The following is a 17,097-nucleotide window of genomic DNA, read 5'->3' as shown; positions in this document are numbered from 1 at the left end:
GGCACGGCCGACGCCACCCGCTCCACCATCCGCACCACCCCGAGAGGACCCCCATGCGCATCGGCATCGACGTCGGCGGCACGAACACGGACGCCGTCCTGATGGACGGCAGCACGGTCGCCGCGGCCGTGAAGCGATCGACGAGCCAGGACGTGACCTCCGGCATCGTCGCGGCGCTCGCCGGGCTCCGCGAGCAGCGCGACTTCGGGTCCGCCGACGTCGACGGCGTGATGATCGGCACGACGCACTTCATCAACGCGCTCATCGAGGCCCGCGGGCTCGCCCCGACCGCAGCCGTCCGGCTCGGGCTCCCGGCCACCGCGTCGCTGCCGCCGTACACCGACTGGCCGGAGCGGCTCGTCGGCGCCGTGCAGGGCCGGGCGTTCCTCGCGCACGGCGGGCACGAGTTCGACGGCCGGGTGATCTCGCCGCTCGACCCCGAGGAGCTCAAGCGGCACGCCGCCGCGATCGCCGCCGCCGGCATCCGCTCGGTCGCGATCTCGTCGGTGTTCTCGCCGATCAACGACGAGTTCGAGCAGCGCGCGCAGGAGATCCTGGCCGCCGAGCTCGGGCCGGACGTCGCGTTCTCGCTGTCGAGCGAGATCGGCCGCATCGGCCTGCTCGAGCGGGAGAACGCCACGATCATCAACGCCGCGCTCCGGGAGCTCGCCGACACCATCGTCGACGGGCTGTCCGGCTCGGTGGCGTCGAGCGGCATCGAGGCGCCGCTCTTCCTCAGCCAGAACGACGGCACCCTGATGGACGTCGAGTACGCCCGGCGCTACCCGGTCGCGACGTTCGCCTCCGGCCCGACGAACTCCATGCGCGGCGCCGCGGTGCTGTCCGGCTTCGACACGTGCGCGGTCGTCGACGTCGGCGGGACCACGAGCGACGTCGGCGTCCTGACCGGCGGGTTCCCGCGCGAGGCCACCGGCGAGGTCGCCGTCGCCGGGATCCGCACCAACTTCCGGATGCCCGACGTGCTGTCGATCGGCATCGGCGGCGGGTCCCGCATCCGCGAGGACGGCGCGGTCGTCGGACCGGACTCGGTCGGGTACCGACTGGTCGACGAGGCACTCGTCTTCGGCGGGGACACCCTCACCGCCACCGACGTCGCGGTCCGCGGTGGCCGGGGCGCGGTGGGCGACGCCGCACGGGTCGCCGGAGTGAGCGCCGAGGTCGCCGAGCGGGCCCTCGCGGTGATCGCCGAACGCGTCGCCGACGTCGTCGAGCGCATGCGCACCTCGTCCGCGCCGCTGCCCGTGGTCGCGGTCGGCGGGGGATCGGTGCTGCTGCCGGACACCCTGCCCGGGCTCGGGACGGTACACCGGCCGGAGCACTACTCGGTCGCGAACGCGATCGGCGCCGCCATCGCGCAGGTGTCCGGCGAGGTCGACAAGGTCTACGCGATCAGCGACGGCAAGCGGTCCGCGGTCGTCGACGAGGCCCGGCAGGAGGCCGTCGACCGCGCCGTCGCGGCCGGAGCGGACCCGTCGAGCGTCGCGATCGTCGACTTCGACGAGGTCCCGATCCCGTACCTGCCCGGCAACGCCACCCGCATCCGGGCGAAGGCCGTCGGGGACCTCGCGCTCGGGGCCCTCGTCCGATGAGCACCGTCGAGAGCCCGGTCGAAACGCTCGCGGGCACCCGGCCGCTCACCACGATCGACGGTGACTGCTCCGCGCTCGCCCGGGGCGCCGCGATCCTCGGCACCGGCGGCGGCGGCGACCCGTACATCGGACGGCTGCTCGCCGAGGCCGCCGTCCGTGCGCACGGCCCGGTGCCGGTGGTGCAGGTCGAGGACCTGCCCGACGACGCCGTCGTGCTCAACGTCGCGATGATCGGCGCACCGACCGTGATGGTCGAGAAGACCCCGTCCGCCGGGCAGTTCGCCGAGGCGGTCCGAAGCCTGGCTGCGCACCTCGGGGTCACACCGACGCACATCGCGTGCATCGAGGTCGGCGGGGTCAACTCGACGAGTCCGATCGTCGCGGCGGCCGAGCTCGGCCTGCCGCTCGTCGACGGCGACGCGATGGGCCGCGCCTTCCCCGAGGTCCAGATGGTCCTGCCGACGCTCGCCGGGGTCCGTGCGACGCCGATGGCGCTCGCGGACGAGAAGGGCAACTCGGTCGTGTTCGACACCGTCGACAACCGGTGGGCGGAGCGGCTCGCCCGCACCGCGACCGTCGAGATGGGCTGCTCCGCGATCACCGCGAACTACGCCATGAGCGGTGCACAGGTCCGCGACTCGTACGTCCGCGGCAGCCTGTCGCTGTGCGTCCGGCTCGGGGAGGCCCTGGTCGACGCGCGCGCCGCGAACGAGGACCCCGTCGACGCGGTCGCGTCGGTCCTGGGTGGTCGGGTCGTCTTCACCGGCAAGGTCACGGACGTCGAGCGGAAGACCGTCACGGGGTTCGCCCGCGGGACCGCCCACCTGACCGGGTCGGGCAGCGACACCGGCCGGGAGGCCCTGCTCCGGTTCCAGAACGAGCACCTGCTGGTCGAGGTGGCCGGGTCGGTACGCACCACGGCACCGGACCTCATCGTCACGCTGGACGCCGACACCGGCGAACCGATCACCACCGAGGGCCTGCGGTTCGGCGCGCGCGTCCGGATCGTCACCGCGCCGGCCGACCCGCGCTGGCACACCCCGGCGGGCCTCGCGCTCGCCGGCCCGAGGTACTTCGGCTACGACACCCCGGCGGTCCGCCACGACGGCACCGTCAGCGAGGGAGAGCACGCATGAGCTGGACGATCGACGTCGACGACCTGCCCGACCTGGCCCGGGGCGCGGCGATCCTGGGCACCGGCGGCGGCGGCGACCCGACGGTGGGGATGCTGCTCGTCCGCGCGGCGATCACGGAGCACGGCCCCGTCACGATCCTCGACCCCGACGAGGTCCCCGACGACGCCCTCGTCATCCCGACGGCGCAGATGGGCGCCCCGACCGTCGTGCTCGAACGACTCCCGGCGGGCCCGGAGCCGCTCGGTGCCCTGCGACGGCTCGAGCAGCACCTCGGCCGCACCGCGACCGCGACCATGCCCATCGAGTGCGGCGGCATCAACTCGATGATCCCGCTCCTCGTGGGGGCCACCGGGGGACTGCCGGTGGTCGACGCGGACGGCATGGGCCGCGCGTTCCCGGAGCTGCAGATGGAGACGTTCTCGGTGTACGGCGTCCCCGGGTCGCCGCTCGCGATCAGCGACGAGAACGGCCACGGCGTCGTCATCGACACCGGGCACGACAACCGCCAGATGGAGTGGCTCGCCCGCGGCGTCACGATCCGGCTCGGCGGCGTCGCGTACATCGCCGAGTACGCCATGACCGGACGCCAGGTCCGCGAGACCGCGGTGCCGCGCACGTTGTCCCTCGCGCTCGCCGTCGGTCGTGCCGTGCGGGTCGCCCGCGAGGAGCACCGCGACCCCGTCGAGGGCCTCGCCGAGGCGTTCTCGCAGACGATCTACACGCACCTGCGCGAGCTGTTCGACGGCAAGGTCGTCGACGTCGAGCGCCGCACGGTGGACGGGTTCGCGAAGGGCCGCGCGACCGTGCAGGGCGCCGACGGGTCCGAGCTCGAGATCGCCTTCCAGAACGAGAACCTCGTGGCGCGACGCGACGGCCGGCTCGTCGCCGTCGTGCCGGACCTGATCTGCGTCCTCGACGCGGAGACCGCCGAGCCGATCACGACCGAGCGGCTCCGGTACGGGCAGCGCGTCCGGGTGGTCGGGGTCTCGACGCCCGACCTCATGCGCACCCCGGAGGCACTCGCCGTCTTCGGCCCCTCGTGCTTCGGGCTCGACGACGCCTTCGTCCCCGTCGAGGACCTGCACGAACGGGTGCCGGTGGGGGCGCGCTGAGCCGCGCCGATGCGCGAGGATCGACGGTGTGCACCAGGGCGAGCAGCGTGACGGAGCCGTGACGAGCCTCCAGGCCGTCGACGTCGACGACCTCGGACGCGGCACCGCGCTGTTCGGGTGCGGTGGCGGCGGTCAGGTCGACCACATGCTGCACGCGCTGCGGACCGCGCTCGGCGCGGCCGCGGTGCCCGTCGTGCCGCTGGACGGCGCCCTCGGGTCGGTGGTGGCGGTCGGGCTGATCGGGTCCACGACCGTGCTCGAGGAGAAGACCCCGAGCGGTCGCGAACTGCCGGACGCGCTCGCGGCCGTCGAGCGCTGGACCGGTCGGCGGGCGGACGCCGTCGTCGCGGCGCAGATCGGCGGGGTCACCGGACCCGCGGCCGCGCTGACGGCCGGGGCGGCCGGGCTGCCGCTCGTCGACGCCGACCTGGTCGGTCGGGCGACGCCACGGATCGACCAGCTGTCCCTGTTCGTGGACCCGGTCCCGGTCACCGCGGCCGCCGTCACGTCGAGCGGGCTCCGCATCGTCGTCGACGCCCCCGACCCGAGCGACCTCGAGACGGTGTGGCGCGAGGCGGTGTCGCACAGCGGCGGGTGGGCGGCGTTCGCGATCGGACCCGTCGACGCGGCGACGCTCGCGGACCGCGCCGTCGTGGGCAGTGTCAGCCGCGCGCTCCGTGCCGGACGGGCGGCAGCCGGGGCGCGCGACGTCGGCACGCTCGCGGCCGCGGTCGGTGGTCGGCTGGTCGCCCACGGTCGGGTGCTCGACGTGCAGCGCGGGGGCGACGCCGTGGCCTTCGTGCACGGTTCGATGGCGCTGCAGGACCTCGGGTCGGGTGCCGTCGTCCGGGTCGAGGCCGGGAGCGAGTGGGTGCACTGCCTGGTCGACGGCGAGCCGGTCGCGGCCACCCCGAGCTGCATCGTCGTCGTCGACGCACGGTCCCTGCGGCCCGTGGCGACCGACCGCGCCCGCGTCGGCGACGAGCTCGCCGTGCTCGTGCTCCCGGGGGCCCCGTGGTGGTGGGCGGACCCGCGCCGGACGGAGCGGGTGTCCCCGCGGGCGTTCGGCATCGACGCCGACCCCGTGCCGGAGGTCGTCGCGTGATCCCCGTCGCGGAGTTCCTGCCGCTGCTGCCGACCGGCACCGAGGTGCTCGTCGGACCGGTGACCGGCAGCGTCGCCGCGGTCCGTGGGGTCGTCGGCACGCCGGAGCAGGTCGGCCGGACGCTCACCCCGCAGGACGACGCGGTCGTGCTGCTCACCCCCGTGACACGCTTCGACGCCCGGTTCGACGTGCTGCTCCGTCGTGCCGCGTCCGCCCGGGTCGCGGTCCTCGTCGTCGCCGTGGCCGAGGACACCCCGCTGCCCGGGCCGGGGACCGCGGCGCTCGCCGACCGGCTCGGGGTCGGGGTGCTCGCGACGCCCGACCCGTGGACGACGTCGGTGCGGGTGCACGAGCTGATCGGCACCGGCGACGCCCCGGCCGCACGGGCCGCGGTCGTCGCCGCGCGCGCCGGGCTCGACGCCGGCCCCGAGCTCGAGGACCTGTTCACCCGGCTCGAGGCGGACCTCGGGCACCCGGTGCGGTTCCTCGACGCCTCCGGTCGGCCGCTCCGCGGGGCCGGGGTCGCGCCGTCGACGGCCGCGCTGCTCGCCCGGACCGTCGGCACGAGCGAGCCGGTGTGGGCGACGGACCCCGGCGACGGCGCCTCGTCCGGTGGTGCTGGCTCGTCGGGCGGCGCTGCGTCGTCGGGCGGTGCTGCCGAGACGGTCGTCGCCGTGCCCGTGCCGACCGGCATCGGGCCGCGCGCCTGGCTGGCCGTCGGGCTGACCGCGCCGCTCCGCGCCGAGCGGGCCACGCTCGCCACGGCGCTGCGGGTCGCGGCGGTCGCGGCCGGGCACCGCCTCGTGCTCACCCGGCTCGACGACGAACGCGACGCCCGCTACCGGATGGCGATGCTCGACGACCTCCGCACGGCCGACGGGGCACCCGCGCCGCCGCTCGTGCAGCGCACCATCGCCGCGGGGTGGCAGCTCGACGCGTGGCACGTCGGCATCCGGCTGGTCGCCCGCGGACCCGTCGACGCCGTCGCCCTGCGCCGCGAGGTCGAGATGGCCTTCGACGGCGAGGGCCTGGACGTCGTCGTGGTCGAGCAGACCGACGGCTGGGCGCTCTGGTGCTCCGTGCCGCACGAGCCGGACCGAGCCGCCGTGGCCGCCCTCGCCGCGTCCGTCCGGTCCGCCCAGAACGCGCTGCGCTCGGCCGTCGACACGAACGCCGGCGTCGGGAGCGTGCACGCCGGGCCCGCCGGACTCGTCCGGACCCTCGGCGAGGCCGGCGACGCCGTCCGCTTGGCCGCCGCCCGGCCGGAGTCGGGGTGGTTCGTGCACGTCGACCGCCTCGGGCTGGCGCAGTTGCTGCTCGCGTGGACGCAGACCGACACGTTCCTGCCGGCGGCCGAGCAGCTCCTCGCCCCGCTCGAGCGCGGCGGGGGAGCGCTCCGCTCGACCCTGGCGGCGTACCTCGACGCCGAGTCGTCCGTCGCCGAGACCGCGGCCGTGCTCGGGGTGCACCGGAACACCGTGGCGGACCGGATCGACCGGGTGCAGCGGTTGCTCGGCGTCGACCTCGGCGACCCGGAGACCCGGCTCGCGCTGCACCTGGCGACGCGGGCGCTCGGCCGGGCGTAGCGCCGGTCAGCCCGGCCAGGACTCCTGCGACCACGAGCCGTCCGGGCCCCGCTCGTAGGCCGTCCGGTGGCTCGCGGCGTCGACAGCACCGCGCCAGAACACCATCCGACGCGGGGTCAGCGCGTAGCCGGCCCACGTCGACGGCGGGTCGAGCGCAGCACCACCGCGCGATGCCGTGAAGTCCGCCCAGGCCCGTCGCCGGTGCTCGGGGTCACGCTCCGCGGCCTCGCGGTCGTTCACCCACGCGAGCACCTGCAGGTACCGCGTGCGGGCGGCGTAGGCGGCTCGGGCCTCGGCGTCCGTCACGGGTGCGACGTCGCCGACGACGACGAGCTGCCGGGCCGCCTCCGGCCAGACGAGGGTCACCGCCGCACGGGCGAGCGCGGCGAGCTCGGCCGCCTTCCGGCTCCTCGCGTCGGTGTGGAAGTGCAGGCGCTCCCCGTCGAACCGCGACAGCAGCACGGTCCGGGCGTCGGGGTAGCCGTCGAGCCCGACCGTCGACAGCGTCATCGTCGGACCCGGGCCGTCCTCGGCCGACGGCAGCCAGGCCGCCGCCAGGACGAGCGGGTCGACCAGGGCGGCCGGGTCGGCCGGGGCAGCGGCGTCGCCGGTCGCGGCCGCCGCCTGCCCCGGCAGCACGGTCACGACACCGCCACCACAGCGGGAACGGCGGCACCACCGACCCCGACGGCACCACCCGCGCCGGCACCACCCGCGACGGCGCCGGCGCCGGCCGCCGGCCGCGCCACCGCCGGGTCGAAGCGCGCGATCTCGTGCAGCGACGCCACCGCCTCGTCGAGCGACACGTCCCACAGCGCCTGCCCGTACGCCGCCGTGGCCCGGCTCGCGTCGCCGACGACCCCGGGCGTCCCGAAGTCGTTCGACAGCCAGCCGAACGACACCGGCCCGCCGTTGAACCGGATCCGCTCGAACTCGGCCAGGTGGTCGGGCACCCACCGCTCGGCGAGCGACATGTCGACCAGGTCCGGCCGCAGGTGCAGGATCATCGACGTCTCGGCCGCACCGCCGTGGATCCCGAGGCCGCGCTCGTCGGCGTCCTCGCCCGAGGGGCCGGGGACCCGCGCGAGCGTCGGCATGAGGAACGTCTTCAGCCCGTAGCGCTTCCGGATCTCCCGCAGCGCGACCTGCAGGAGCGCGACGTTCCCGCCGTGTCCGTTCGCGAACACGAGCGAGCCGGCGCCCATCAGCGCGACCGCCCGTCCGACCTGGACCGCGGTGTCGAACATCGTCGACTCGTCGAGCCACACGGTCCCCGGCGCCCAGCTGTGCTCGTCGGACTTCGTGAACGCGATGGTGGGGAGCTGCCAGACGTCCATGCCCTCGGCGGCGGCCCGTTCGACGGCGGCGCCCCCGATCCGGTCGGCGAGCAGGAAGTCGGTGACGAGCGGCAGGTGCGGGCCGTGGTGCTCGACGGCACCGGTCGGCTGCACGACGATCGAGTCGGGACCGAGCCCCGCGGCGACCGCCGGGCCGGACAGCTCGGCGAGCAACCGCGAGCCGCCGGTCACTTGCCGAACCCCGGGACGACCGGCTGCGCCGATGCCGTCGAGCCACCGCTGACCACGAGCGACGGGTCGATCACGTGCCCCGGATTGAGCAGCCCCTCGGGGTCGGTGCGCTGCTTGAGCGCCACGAGCTCCTCGACGCCGTGGTCGACGTAGTACTGGTGCGGACTGTGCACCCGGACCCCCAGGTCGCGGAGCAGCGGGTACCCGGCGTAGACGTCCTCGGCCCCGGTGTACGGCGCGGTGAGCATCCCGATCGGGCCGACGTGCGCCGCCTCGATGTGCAGCATCCCGCCCGGGTAGACGGCCTCGACCTCGGCGATCCGGTCGATCAGGGCCTCGCCGCCGACCTCGACGTGGAACCACTCGGTGTCCGGGGTGTTCCGCTTGAGCCACCAGATCGGGTGGTTGTAGGACAGCATCGACACCTTGGTGGTCTGCTGCAGGCCCTCGCGGACGTCCAGCACGCTCCCGCCGGCCTGCTCGATCAGCGCCCGTGCCTCGTCGAGCACGGCGTCGTCGACGATCGCCCGCAGGCTGGCCCGGTCGTCCGGGATCGCGGCGTCCGAGGGCAGCGTCGCGGCGACCTCGGCGCGGTCGGCGCTGACGAGCCGGGGCACGGGGTCGAGCCCGCGGAGCGTCCGCACGGCGACGAGGGCCTCCTCGAACGTCGGGAACGACGCGTACACGGCGCGCCACTCCTGCAGCGGTTCGAGCCGGACGGTGGCGCGGGCGATGATCCCCGCGGTGCCGTAGGTGTGCACGAACGGCTGCGCCTCGTCGCCCTCGACGTGCAGCAGTCCGTCGGCGCCGGGCAGCGCCACGTCGAGCGCCGTGACGAAGCCCTGCCAGTTGGACCCGTGCGCGATGGACCCGGTGCCCCCGGACCCGCCGGACAGGAACCCGCCGATCGTGGACTGCGCGGTGGACGGGTACATCCAGAGCTGCTGGCCGGTGGCGGCGGCGGCCTGCTCGAGCGCGACCATCGAGGCGCCGGCCTCGGCCGTGACCCAGCCCTCGCCGACCTCGACGACGGCGCGCGCCCGCGAGGTGTCGAGCACGAGTCCGCCGTGCAGCGGGATGCCCTGGCCGTAGTTGCCGGTGCCCTTCCCCCGCGTGGTGACGGGGACGCCGTGCCGGACGGCGGCGCGCAGGGTGGCCGCGACGTCGTCGGCCGACGCGGGGTAGGCGACGAGGTCGGCGAGGCCGAGGGGCAGCTGCGCGCTGAGGATTGGGCTCATGGTCGCCTCGTCGACGGAGGCGCGGGCGCGGGTGCGCTCGTCGGCGCTCACCCCGCGCTCGCCGAGGAGCGTGACGAGATCGGCGCGGAGCGCCGCCAGGGCGGCGGGGGTGACGGTGGTGGCGGCGGGGGTGACGGTGGTCATGCTCACTCCTGTGGGGTGGGTGGTGCGGGAACGGCGGACGGGAGGCGCGGGGCGGGCGTGCCCCGCGCCTCCCGTCCGGTGGTGGGTCGGCTCAGTGCGGTCGGCTCAGCCGACCCGGGTCACTTGCCGAGCCCGATCTGCTTGTCGAGGAACTCGTTCGTGTACAGGTCCGAGGCCTTGAGGTCGCTCTTCACGTCGCCGGAGCCGGCGAAGACGGGCTTCGCCTTCTCGATGAAGTCCTGCATGCGCTGGTCGTCGACGGAACCGATGTACCCGTCGGTGTCCTTCGCGATGCCGAGCTTCACCATCTGCGCGGCGGCGAACGCACCGACCTTCGAGTCGTACGTCCAGCCGTTGTTGTACTGCTGCACGAGCTTCGTGATCAGGTCGTTCGTCGCCTGGGGTGCCTTCAGGTAGTCGACGTCGGCCTGCTGCATCACGGGGACGAGCTTCTGCAGGCACGGGGTGAGCTTCGTCAGGTCGCCGCTGCGCACGGACATCGCCTCGGGGTAGGGGTTCCACCCGGTGCTCGAGATGAGCGCGTAGTCGACCTTCTTGCCCCAGGCCGCGACCTGGTTCTGGTAGATGTACGGCTCGGCGGTCGCGAAGCCCTGCTGCGCGTCCTTGCCGCCGGCCGACACGAACTTCGACGGGGTGCCGTCGTAGCTGCCGTCGAGGACGCTCTTCGGCAGGGTGCCGGACTGCTCGAGGTAGGTCATGTACGCGGCGCCGTTGAAGTAGCGGACGACACCGCCGTCCTTCGCCAGGGCCTTGCCGAGGCTCGCGATGCTGTCGACCTTCGGGTAGGTCTTCGGGTCCCACATGATCGCCATCGGGGACGTGTCGTTCTCGGCGAAGACGGACGTGGTCGGCAGGTTGCCGGAGAACTGCACGGCCTCGTCGGTGGAGACGTAACCGAGGGTGATCGACTTGTCCTGGTACATCTGCGACGAGACCTTCGAGTAGCCGATCGCGGGGCCGCCGGCGCGGATCTCGAGCTTGACGCCCGTGCTCTTGCCGTTGGCGTACAGGTCGCCGGTGACGGTCTTGCCCGAGGCGTCGATCTGCGGGTCCGGCCCGAGCATCTGGTACAGGTGGCCGTGCTCGCCCTCGGGGTTCCAGTCGGTCTGGACGACGACGGTCGCGGGGCAGACCCCGGACAGGTCGACCTTCGGGCCGGAGGCGGACTGCGCGGTCGCGGCGGTCGTGCTCGATCCGGAGGACGAGCCGGCGGCACATCCGGTGAGGGCGAGCGCGGTCGCGGCGAGGGCGGCGGTCGCGACGCCGAGTCGGGTGGTGGTGCGCATGGAGGCTCCGTTCGTGGTGCGGGTCTCGTGGTGCTGTCGGGAAGGGGTGGTGCGGGGAGGGGTGGTGGGGGACGGGTGTGCTGTGGGGGTGGAGCGGGACCGGCGGGCCGGTCAGCTGAAGTCGTGCCAGCGCCCGACGGCCAGGCGGCCGACGAGTCCGAACACGAGGAAGACGGCGACGCCGTAGAGCGAGGCGATGATGATCGTCGCGTAGAGCTCCGCACCCATCAGGCGCGAGGCGGTGACCTGGATGAGGACGCCGAGGCCGGGGTTGCCGCGCTGGAAGAACTGGTCGCCGACGATCGCGCCGATGACGCTCAGGCCGGCCGAGGTGCGCAGGCCGACGAAGATCGACGGCAGGGCGGCGGGGAACTGCAGCTTCACGAGCCGGGCGAACCGGCTCGCCCGCTGCAGCCGGAACAGCTCGCGCTGCGCCCGGTCCGCGGACTGCAGGCCGAACAGGGTGTTCGACACCATCGGGAACAGGGCGATCATCACGGTGACGATGACCCGGCTGGCGAACTCGTAGCCGAACAGGGCGCCGATGAGCGGCACGAGCGCCAGGATCGGCACGCACTGCAGCACGACGGCGTACGGGTAGAGCGAGCGCTCGAGCCACTTCGCCTGCGCCATCGCCATCGCCCAGGCGACGCCGATCACGATCGCGAAGGCGAGTCCGACGAGCGACACCACGGTGGTGCGGCCGAGGGCGGACCACAGGTCGGTGCCGAAGGTGGAGGGCGACCCGTCCGGCATCGTCGGCGCGACGATCGCCTTGAGCACGAGGTGCGGGTACGGCACCAGGAAGGCGAGCCCGCGGACGTGGTCGTAGTACGCCGCCGCCGCGTACCAGATGCCGACGAGCACGGCGAGGACGACGAGCGGCGGCCACCACGTGACGGCACGACGGGGACGGCCTGCGGTGCGGCGCGCGGCGGTCCGGACGGCCCGGGCCTCGGAGACCTCCTGCAGGGTGACCATCAGCGGTGTCCTTCCCGGAGTGCGTGCGAGACCTCGCCGACCAGTTCGGCGAACTCGGGGGTGAAGCGGATGTCGGGGTCGCGGGGCATCGGGAACGGCACCTCGAACCGGCCGACGATGCTGCCCGGACGGCCGGACATCACGATGACCTCGGTGGACAGGTACACGGCCTCGGACACCGAGTGCGTGATGAACAGGCCGGCGAAGCGCTGCTCGACGAACAGGCGCAGGAGTTCGTCGTTGAGGCGCTCGCGGGTGATCTCGTCGAGGGCGCCGAACGGCTCGTCGAACAGGAACAGCTCCGGGTCGAGCGTCAGCGACCGGGCGAGCGAGACGCGCATCCGCATGCCGCCGGAGAGCTGCTTCGGCAGGTTCGTCTCGAAGCCGGTCAGCCCGACGAGGTCGATGGCGCGCGCGGCCCCGGCGGCTCGCTCGGCCTTCGGGACGTGGCCGAGCTCGGCGAGCAGCTCGACGTTGCCCTGCACCGAGCGCCATGGAAGCAGGGTGGCGTCCTGGAACACGTAGCCGATCCGGTCGGTCGCGACCCCGGCGGTGCCGTGCGACGCGGACTCGAGCCCGGAGGCGATGCGGAGCAGGGTCGACTTGCCGCAGCCGGAGGGGCCGACGACGGACACGAACTGTCCGCGGTCGACGGTCAGGTCGACGCCCTGCAGGGCGACGGTCCCGTTCGGGAAGGTCATCTCGACGTCGCGGAAGTCGAGCAGGGTGTCCGTCGCGGTGACGGGCGGTGGGGCGGTGGTGGTCACGGTCACCTCGGGTCCTCGGTGGGTGTGCGGATCGGGTCGGGGGTGTCGGGGTCAGGCGGGCACGGGCGCCGCGGTCGCGGCGACGGTGGTGCGCACCTCGGTGCGGGCGACGAGCCGCCCGCGGGACAGGACGATGCGGTCGGCCGGGGCGTTCGCGACGGCGTCGGTGACGCTGGTCGCGGCGATCGCGAGCAGGTCGGCTCGCCGTCCGGGGACGGGACCGGCGGCCGGGAGGCCCATCACGCTCCGGGCGGTGTCGCTCACCATCGCGTACGCCTGGTCCGGCGTCACGTGGCCGGCCGTCACGAGCAGGGACGCGGTCTCGAGTGCGTCGCTGCGGCCGACCGGGTTGAACGGGTCGCGGACGTTGTCGGCGCCGGCGGCCACGCGGACGCCGGCCGCCGTGAGCGCCTGGATCGCGGTGAGCCCGCGGGGCGTGGACACCGGGTGCTGCCAGCCCTGCAGGTACAGGTTCGTGATCGGCAGCGTGACGATGCCGAGGTCCGCCGCGGCGACGTCGGCGACGACCTCCGCGCGGCGCTCGGGCCCGAGGGTGCCGAGCCGGACGCAGTGCCCGGCGGTCCAGGTGCGGCCGTCCGTGCCCGGATCACGGCGAGCACTGACGGCGCGGGCGAAGTGGTCGAGCGTGACCGGTCCGTCGAGGTTCTCGTCGGTGTGCAGGTCGACGCCGACCCCGTGCCGGTCGGCCAGGGCCAGCAGCCGGTCGACGTCGGCGAGCGGGTCCTCGGCCAGGTGCGGGGCGCCGCCGACCAGGTCGACGCCGCACGCCAGCACGGCCTCGACGTGGTGGTCGGGGGCGAGCGGTCCGGCCAGGGCCACGAGCTCGAGGTCCATCAGCCCGGCGAGCTCGTCACGGACCCGCACGAGGGCCTGCGCACCGCGCACGGCGGACTCGACGGGGGCCGGGGCGTCGTCGACACTGCGGCGACCGCTCAGGACGTCGACGTGGCTGCGGACCGCGGTGGTGCCGGCGGCGAGCATGGTCAGCGCTGCGGTGCGGGCGCGGTCGGCGATCTCGTCGACGGTCATGGTCGTGGCGTGGGCGGACCAAGACGCGATCGCGGCACCGAGGTCGCCGAGCGGCGGGCGGATCGCGTCGGCGCTCAGGGCCTTGTCGAGGTGCGCGTGCGGCTCCGCCGGGGCGGTCAGGAGCAGTCGTCCGGCGAGGTCGAGTGTGCCGTCGACCGAGCCGCGGAGCGTGCCGGCCGGGGCGACCTCGGCCACGGTGTCACCCGAGATCGCGACGTCGACGAGCCGTCCGTCGTGCAGCAGCGCACCGCGCAGCAGGTCGACCGGACGCGGTGCTGACGAGTCCATGGCGGCCTCCCGGGTTGTGTGAGAATGTTGATCGCATCAACATCTCCGATGCTAGGGCGGGTGTGTTTCCCCCTCGTTTCACGGCGGTTGCCGTGTGTGACACCCGCTCAGACCCGGAACGACACCGAGAGGAGTCCGCGTGAGCACCGCGACCCCCACCGAGAACGACCGCGTCGTCGACGAGCAGACGCAGCGCATCGGCGAGCACATCCGCGCACGTCGTCGCGCCGCCCGGTTGACGCTCGTGCAGGTGGCCGAGACCACCGGCCTGTCCCACCCGTTCCTCAGCCAGGTCGAACGCGGACACTCCCGCGCGAGCATGGTGTCGCTCGAGAAGATCGCCGCCGCGCTCGGCACCACCCAGGTCGAACTGCTCGCCGCCGGCGCCCCCGAGCGCCCGGAGCAGGACGACCGCGCCCCCGAGGTAATCCGGGCGGGGGAGGGCGCCCGCGGGCCGTTCTCGAGCGGCGAAGCGCGGCTGCTCGTGCACGCCGGACCGCACGCCTTCGAACCGCTCGAGTGGACCGGGGACAACACCGACCTCGGCGAGTACTTCGAGCACCGCGAGGACGAGTTCCTCACCGTGCTCGCCGGCGACGTCCTGCTCGACCTCCGCGGACAGGAGCCGCTCCGCCTGGGGCCGGGCGACTCCGCCTACTACCGCGGCGGCACCGGCCACCGGTGGTGCAGCGCGGACGGCAGCCGCTTCCACATGATCGTGGTCAAGGAGACCCCGCGCGCCGGAGTGGTCGCGTGACCGGGGCGCCCGAGCGCCGGCGGCTGCGCGTCGCCGCCCGCCGGACGGTCGCGACCGACGTCGTCGCGCTCGACCTCGCGCCCCTCGACGACCCCGCGCTGCCGGACTGGGAGCCGGGCGCGCACGTCGACCTCGAGGTCGCGCCGGGCACGGAGCGGCAGTACTCCCTGGTCGGCACGACCCCCGAGGGGCACTGGCGGATCGCGGTGCTCCGGGAACCGGACGGGCGCGGCGGCTCGGCGGCCGTGCACGACGGCCTGGCGGTCGGCACCGAGGTCGCGGTCGCCGGTCCCCGCAACCACTTCGGCTTCGACCCGTCCCGCCCCGCGGTCTTCGTCGCCGGCGGCATCGGGATCACCCCGATCACCGCGATGATCGCCGCCGCGGAGCGTGCCGGGACGCCGTGGGAGCTCCACTACGCCGGGCGCACCCGCGACCGGATGGCCTTCGTCGACGACCTCGTCGCGGCGCACCCCGACCGGGTCGCCCTCGCGGTCGCCGACGAGCACCCGCGGCTCGATGTGGTCGGGCTCCTCGCCGAGCCGCGCGACGCCGTCGTGTACTGCTGCGGCCCTCGCGGCCTCATGGACGCGGTCGAGGCCGCGGCCGCGCACTGGCCGGCCGGCAGCTTCCGGGTCGAGCGCTTCGAGCCGGCCGCCGACGTGGACGCCCCCGGCGAGCCGTTCGAGGTCGAGCTCGCGGTCACCGGCGTCACCGTCACGGTCCCCGCCGACCGGACCCTGCTCGAGGTCGCCGAGGAGGCCGGCGCGTTCGTGCTGTCCTCCTGCCGCGAGGGCACGTGCGGCACGTGCGAGACCCCGGTGCTCGAGGGTGCGGTGGAGCACCGCGACACCGTCCTCAGTCCCGAGGAGCAGGCCGACGACCGCAGCATGATGGTCTGCGTCTCGCGCGCGCGGCGCGGCTGTCCGCGCCTGGTCCTGGAACTCTGACGGGGCCGGGGCCGGGGACGGACGGACGGGAGGCGGTGCGCACGACGTGCGCACCGCCTCCCGTCCGTCCGCGTCCCCGACCCGGGTCGGGGACCGCCCCTACGGACGCTCGGTGTCGTCGAGTGCGCCGCCGGTGAGCGCCGAGAGGCGCTCCAGCCCCGCCTCGGCGACCAGCTGACGGGCGAGGGGGCGGGCGCGGGCGACCGCCTCGCGCACGTCCACCCGTGTGACGTCGTGGTCGGCGACGCTCAGCTCGCCGTCGACCCAGACGTCGCGGACCTCACGGCTGCCGGCGACGAAGACGACCGCCTGGTACGGGTCGTGCACGTTCGCCAGCGTGGGGGAGTCGCCGTCGAACACGACCAGGTCGGCGCGCTTGCCCGGCTCGAGCGAGCCGATCTCGGCGTCCATCCGCAGCGCGCGGGCGCCGCCGATGGTCCCCATCTCGAACGCCTCGCGCGCACTCATGGCCGTGGCCTGCAGGTCCCGGACGCGCGCCAGGAGCGCCGCCGTCTTCATCGCCTGCAGGAAGTCCTGCGAGTCGTTGGACGCCGGCCCGTCCACGCCGATGCCGACCGGGACGCCGAGGGCCCGGAGCTCCGCGACCGGGGCGATGCCGCTCGCCAGGATGCCGTTCGCGACCGGGTTGTGGGCGACGCCGACGCCGTTCGACGCGTAGCGCTCGCGGTCCTCCCGGTCGACCCAGACGCTGTGCGCCGCGATCACCGGCACCTGGAACATGCCCGTGGCCTCGGCGTGCCCGATGGCCGTGCGGCCGGTGCGCTGCCGGGCTGAGGTGACCTCCTCGCGGACCTCGTGGAAGTGCACGTGCACGCCGTGGCCACCGGCGACCGCGTAGTCGACGTGCTCCTGCCAGGTGTCGTCGGTGTACCGCCCGATCGACGACACCCCGACCCGGAACGTGCTGTACCGGCTGGCGTCGGCGGCCTCGCGCAGGGCCTCGAACTCCTCGAGGATCGGCGTCGCACCGAAGTCCCGGTCGACGTCCCCGGAGCCGAACGACACCACGCCGCGCAGGCCCAGGTCCTCGAGTGCCGCGACGACCCCGGGGGTCGCCGGTTCGTCGGGCATCGGGTCCGCGCAGAACATGTCGTTCGCGGTCGTGACACCGCTCCGGAGCAGCTGGATGCCCTGCAGCACGGTGCCGGCGTAGGCCTTCTCGCGGGTCATCACCGGGTTGACGCGGCCGATCAGCGCCGTGAGCCACTCCCACAGGGTGTACTGCGAGCCGATGCCGGTGATGAGCCCCTCGCTGAAGTGCCCGTGCGTGTTCACGAACCCCGGGGTCACGACGTCGTACGCGCCCCCGCGGACCGGGGCGTCCGGGTGGGCGGCGGACAGTTCCGCGAAGGTGCCCACGGCGGCGATGCGGTCCCCGTCGAGCAGGACGGCGCCGTCGCGGATCGCGGCGGGGGTGGCGGCGTCGTCCGGTGCTGCGGTCAGCACCCAGCCGGCGCGGATCAGGGTCTGTGACATGGGGCGAACCTAGGGTGCGCGTGTTTCGCGGGTGTCACCG

Annotated in this window: 15 protein-coding genes; 7 read left to right on the top strand and 8 right to left on the bottom strand. The window is 74.4% G+C overall.

All coding sequences use genetic code 11. The annotated features are described in order from the left end of the window. Positions 1-53 precede the first annotated feature (53 nt). Genes FB462_RS14060 through FB462_RS14040 form a run of 5 tightly spaced genes read left to right on the top strand, consistent with a single transcriptional unit; the run spans position 54 to position 6,549 of the window. Entirely contained in the window at positions 54-1,610 is a 1,557-nt protein-coding gene (locus tag FB462_RS14060) for a hydantoinase/oxoprolinase N-terminal domain-containing protein (RefSeq protein WP_058743068.1), read from the top strand. Next, entirely contained in the window at positions 1,607-2,746 is a 1,140-nt protein-coding gene (locus tag FB462_RS14055) for a DUF917 domain-containing protein (protein ID WP_141862505.1), read from the top strand. The genes FB462_RS14060 and FB462_RS14055 overlap by 4 nt, the downstream gene beginning before the upstream one ends. Further along, positions 2,743-3,858, top strand: a complete 1,116-nt coding sequence (locus FB462_RS14050) for a DUF917 domain-containing protein (RefSeq protein ID WP_141862503.1) — start codon at positions 2,743-2,745, stop codon at positions 3,856-3,858. The genes FB462_RS14055 and FB462_RS14050 overlap by 4 nt, the downstream gene beginning before the upstream one ends. A 58-nt stretch (positions 3,859-3,916) precedes the next feature. Next, complete coding sequence (locus tag FB462_RS14045) at positions 3,917-4,963, top strand: DUF917 domain-containing protein (protein WP_167510122.1); 1,047 nt, start codon at positions 3,917-3,919, stop codon at positions 4,961-4,963. Further along, positions 4,960-6,549: a PucR family transcriptional regulator gene (locus tag FB462_RS14040; RefSeq protein ID WP_141862499.1), complete on the top strand. Its 1,590-nt coding sequence runs from the start codon at positions 4,960-4,962 to the stop codon at positions 6,547-6,549. The genes FB462_RS14045 and FB462_RS14040 overlap by 4 nt, the downstream gene beginning before the upstream one ends. A gap of 6 nt (positions 6,550-6,555) precedes the next feature. On the opposite strand, the gene FB462_RS14035 is transcribed toward FB462_RS14040, so the two are convergent. From FB462_RS14035 to FB462_RS14005, 7 genes are all read right to left on the bottom strand, one after another. Then, positions 6,556-7,194, bottom strand: coding sequence for a pyridoxamine 5'-phosphate oxidase family protein (locus FB462_RS14035; RefSeq protein ID WP_208738917.1), 639 nt, complete (start codon positions 7,192-7,194; stop codon positions 6,556-6,558). Further along, on the bottom strand, positions 7,191-8,078 hold the full coding sequence (locus FB462_RS14030; RefSeq protein ID WP_141862497.1) for a creatininase family protein: 888 nt from the start codon (positions 8,076-8,078) through the stop codon (positions 7,191-7,193). Before FB462_RS14030 ends, FB462_RS14035 begins: the two co-directional genes overlap by 4 nt. After that, a complete protein-coding gene (locus FB462_RS14025) occupies positions 8,075-9,460 on the bottom strand; it encodes an FAD-binding oxidoreductase (RefSeq protein WP_141862494.1) in 1,386 nt (461 codons plus the stop codon). The genes FB462_RS14030 and FB462_RS14025 overlap by 4 nt, the downstream gene beginning before the upstream one ends. A 119-nt stretch (positions 9,461-9,579) precedes the next feature. Then, positions 9,580-10,767 carry a hypothetical protein gene (locus tag FB462_RS14020; RefSeq protein ID WP_058743376.1) on the bottom strand — a complete coding sequence of 396 codons (1,188 nt, stop codon included), beginning with the start codon at positions 10,765-10,767 and terminating at the stop codon, positions 9,580-9,582. Between the two features lie 111 nt (positions 10,768-10,878). After that, positions 10,879-11,748 (bottom strand): ABC transporter permease, encoded by an 870-nt coding sequence (locus tag FB462_RS14015; RefSeq protein ID WP_141862492.1) that lies wholly within the window; start codon positions 11,746-11,748, stop codon positions 10,879-10,881. Beyond that, complete coding sequence (locus tag FB462_RS14010) at positions 11,748-12,521, bottom strand: ABC transporter ATP-binding protein (RefSeq protein WP_229666973.1); 774 nt, start codon at positions 12,519-12,521, stop codon at positions 11,748-11,750. The genes FB462_RS14015 and FB462_RS14010 overlap by 1 nt, the downstream gene beginning before the upstream one ends. Before the next feature lie 45 nt (positions 12,522-12,566). Next, entirely contained in the window at positions 12,567-13,853 is a 1,287-nt protein-coding gene (locus FB462_RS14005) for an amidohydrolase family protein (RefSeq protein ID WP_114850463.1), read from the bottom strand. Positions 13,854-13,992: 139 nt separating this feature from the next. Here FB462_RS14005 and FB462_RS14000 point away from each other — a divergent pair, with 139 nt between their 5' ends. Both FB462_RS14000 and FB462_RS13995 read left to right on the top strand, forming a co-directional pair. After that, positions 13,993-14,610, top strand: coding sequence for a helix-turn-helix domain-containing protein (locus FB462_RS14000; protein ID WP_141862490.1), 618 nt, complete (start codon positions 13,993-13,995; stop codon positions 14,608-14,610). Continuing rightward, a complete protein-coding gene (locus FB462_RS13995) occupies positions 14,607-15,560 on the top strand; it encodes a PDR/VanB family oxidoreductase (protein ID WP_114850461.1) in 954 nt (317 codons plus the stop codon). Before FB462_RS14000 ends, FB462_RS13995 begins: the two co-directional genes overlap by 4 nt. A 99-nt stretch (positions 15,561-15,659) precedes the next feature. Here the strand turns inward: FB462_RS13995 and FB462_RS13990 are convergent, their stop codons facing one another. Further along, positions 15,660-17,057 (bottom strand): amidohydrolase family protein, encoded by a 1,398-nt coding sequence (locus tag FB462_RS13990; protein ID WP_114850460.1) that lies wholly within the window; start codon positions 17,055-17,057, stop codon positions 15,660-15,662. Between the last annotated feature and the right edge of the window lie 40 nt (positions 17,058-17,097).

The sequence above is a fragment of the Curtobacterium citreum genome, assembly GCF_006715175.1.
In the GTDB taxonomy this organism is placed as follows: Bacteria; Actinomycetota; Actinomycetes; order Actinomycetales; family Microbacteriaceae; genus Curtobacterium; species Curtobacterium citreum.
The sequence above is the reverse complement of the archived record's forward strand: the minus strand, read 5'-3'. Positions and strand labels throughout refer to the sequence as shown.

Coding starts and splice junctions, on each gene's coding strand:
- FB462_RS14060 (WP_058743068.1), top strand. CDS start 54: ATGCGCATCGGCATCGACGTCGGCGGCACGAACACGGACGCCGTCCTG.
- FB462_RS14055 (WP_141862505.1), top strand. CDS start 1,607: ATGAGCACCGTCGAGAGCCCGGTCGAAACGCTCGCGGGCACCCGGCCG.
- FB462_RS14050 (WP_141862503.1), top strand. CDS start 2,743: ATGAGCTGGACGATCGACGTCGACGACCTGCCCGACCTGGCCCGGGGC.
- FB462_RS14025 (WP_141862494.1), bottom strand. CDS start 9,460: ATGACCACCGTCACCCCCGCCGCCACCACCGTCACCCCCGCCGCCCTG.
- FB462_RS14020 (WP_058743376.1), bottom strand. CDS start 10,767: ATGCGCACCACCACCCGACTCGGCGTCGCGACCGCCGCCCTCGCCGCG.
- FB462_RS14015 (WP_141862492.1), bottom strand. CDS start 11,748: ATGGTCACCCTGCAGGAGGTCTCCGAGGCCCGGGCCGTCCGGACCGCC.
- FB462_RS14005 (WP_114850463.1), bottom strand. CDS start 13,853: ATGGACTCGTCAGCACCGCGTCCGGTCGACCTGCTGCGCGGTGCGCTG.
- FB462_RS13990 (WP_114850460.1), bottom strand. CDS start 17,057: ATGTCACAGACCCTGATCCGCGCCGGCTGGGTGCTGACCGCAGCACCG.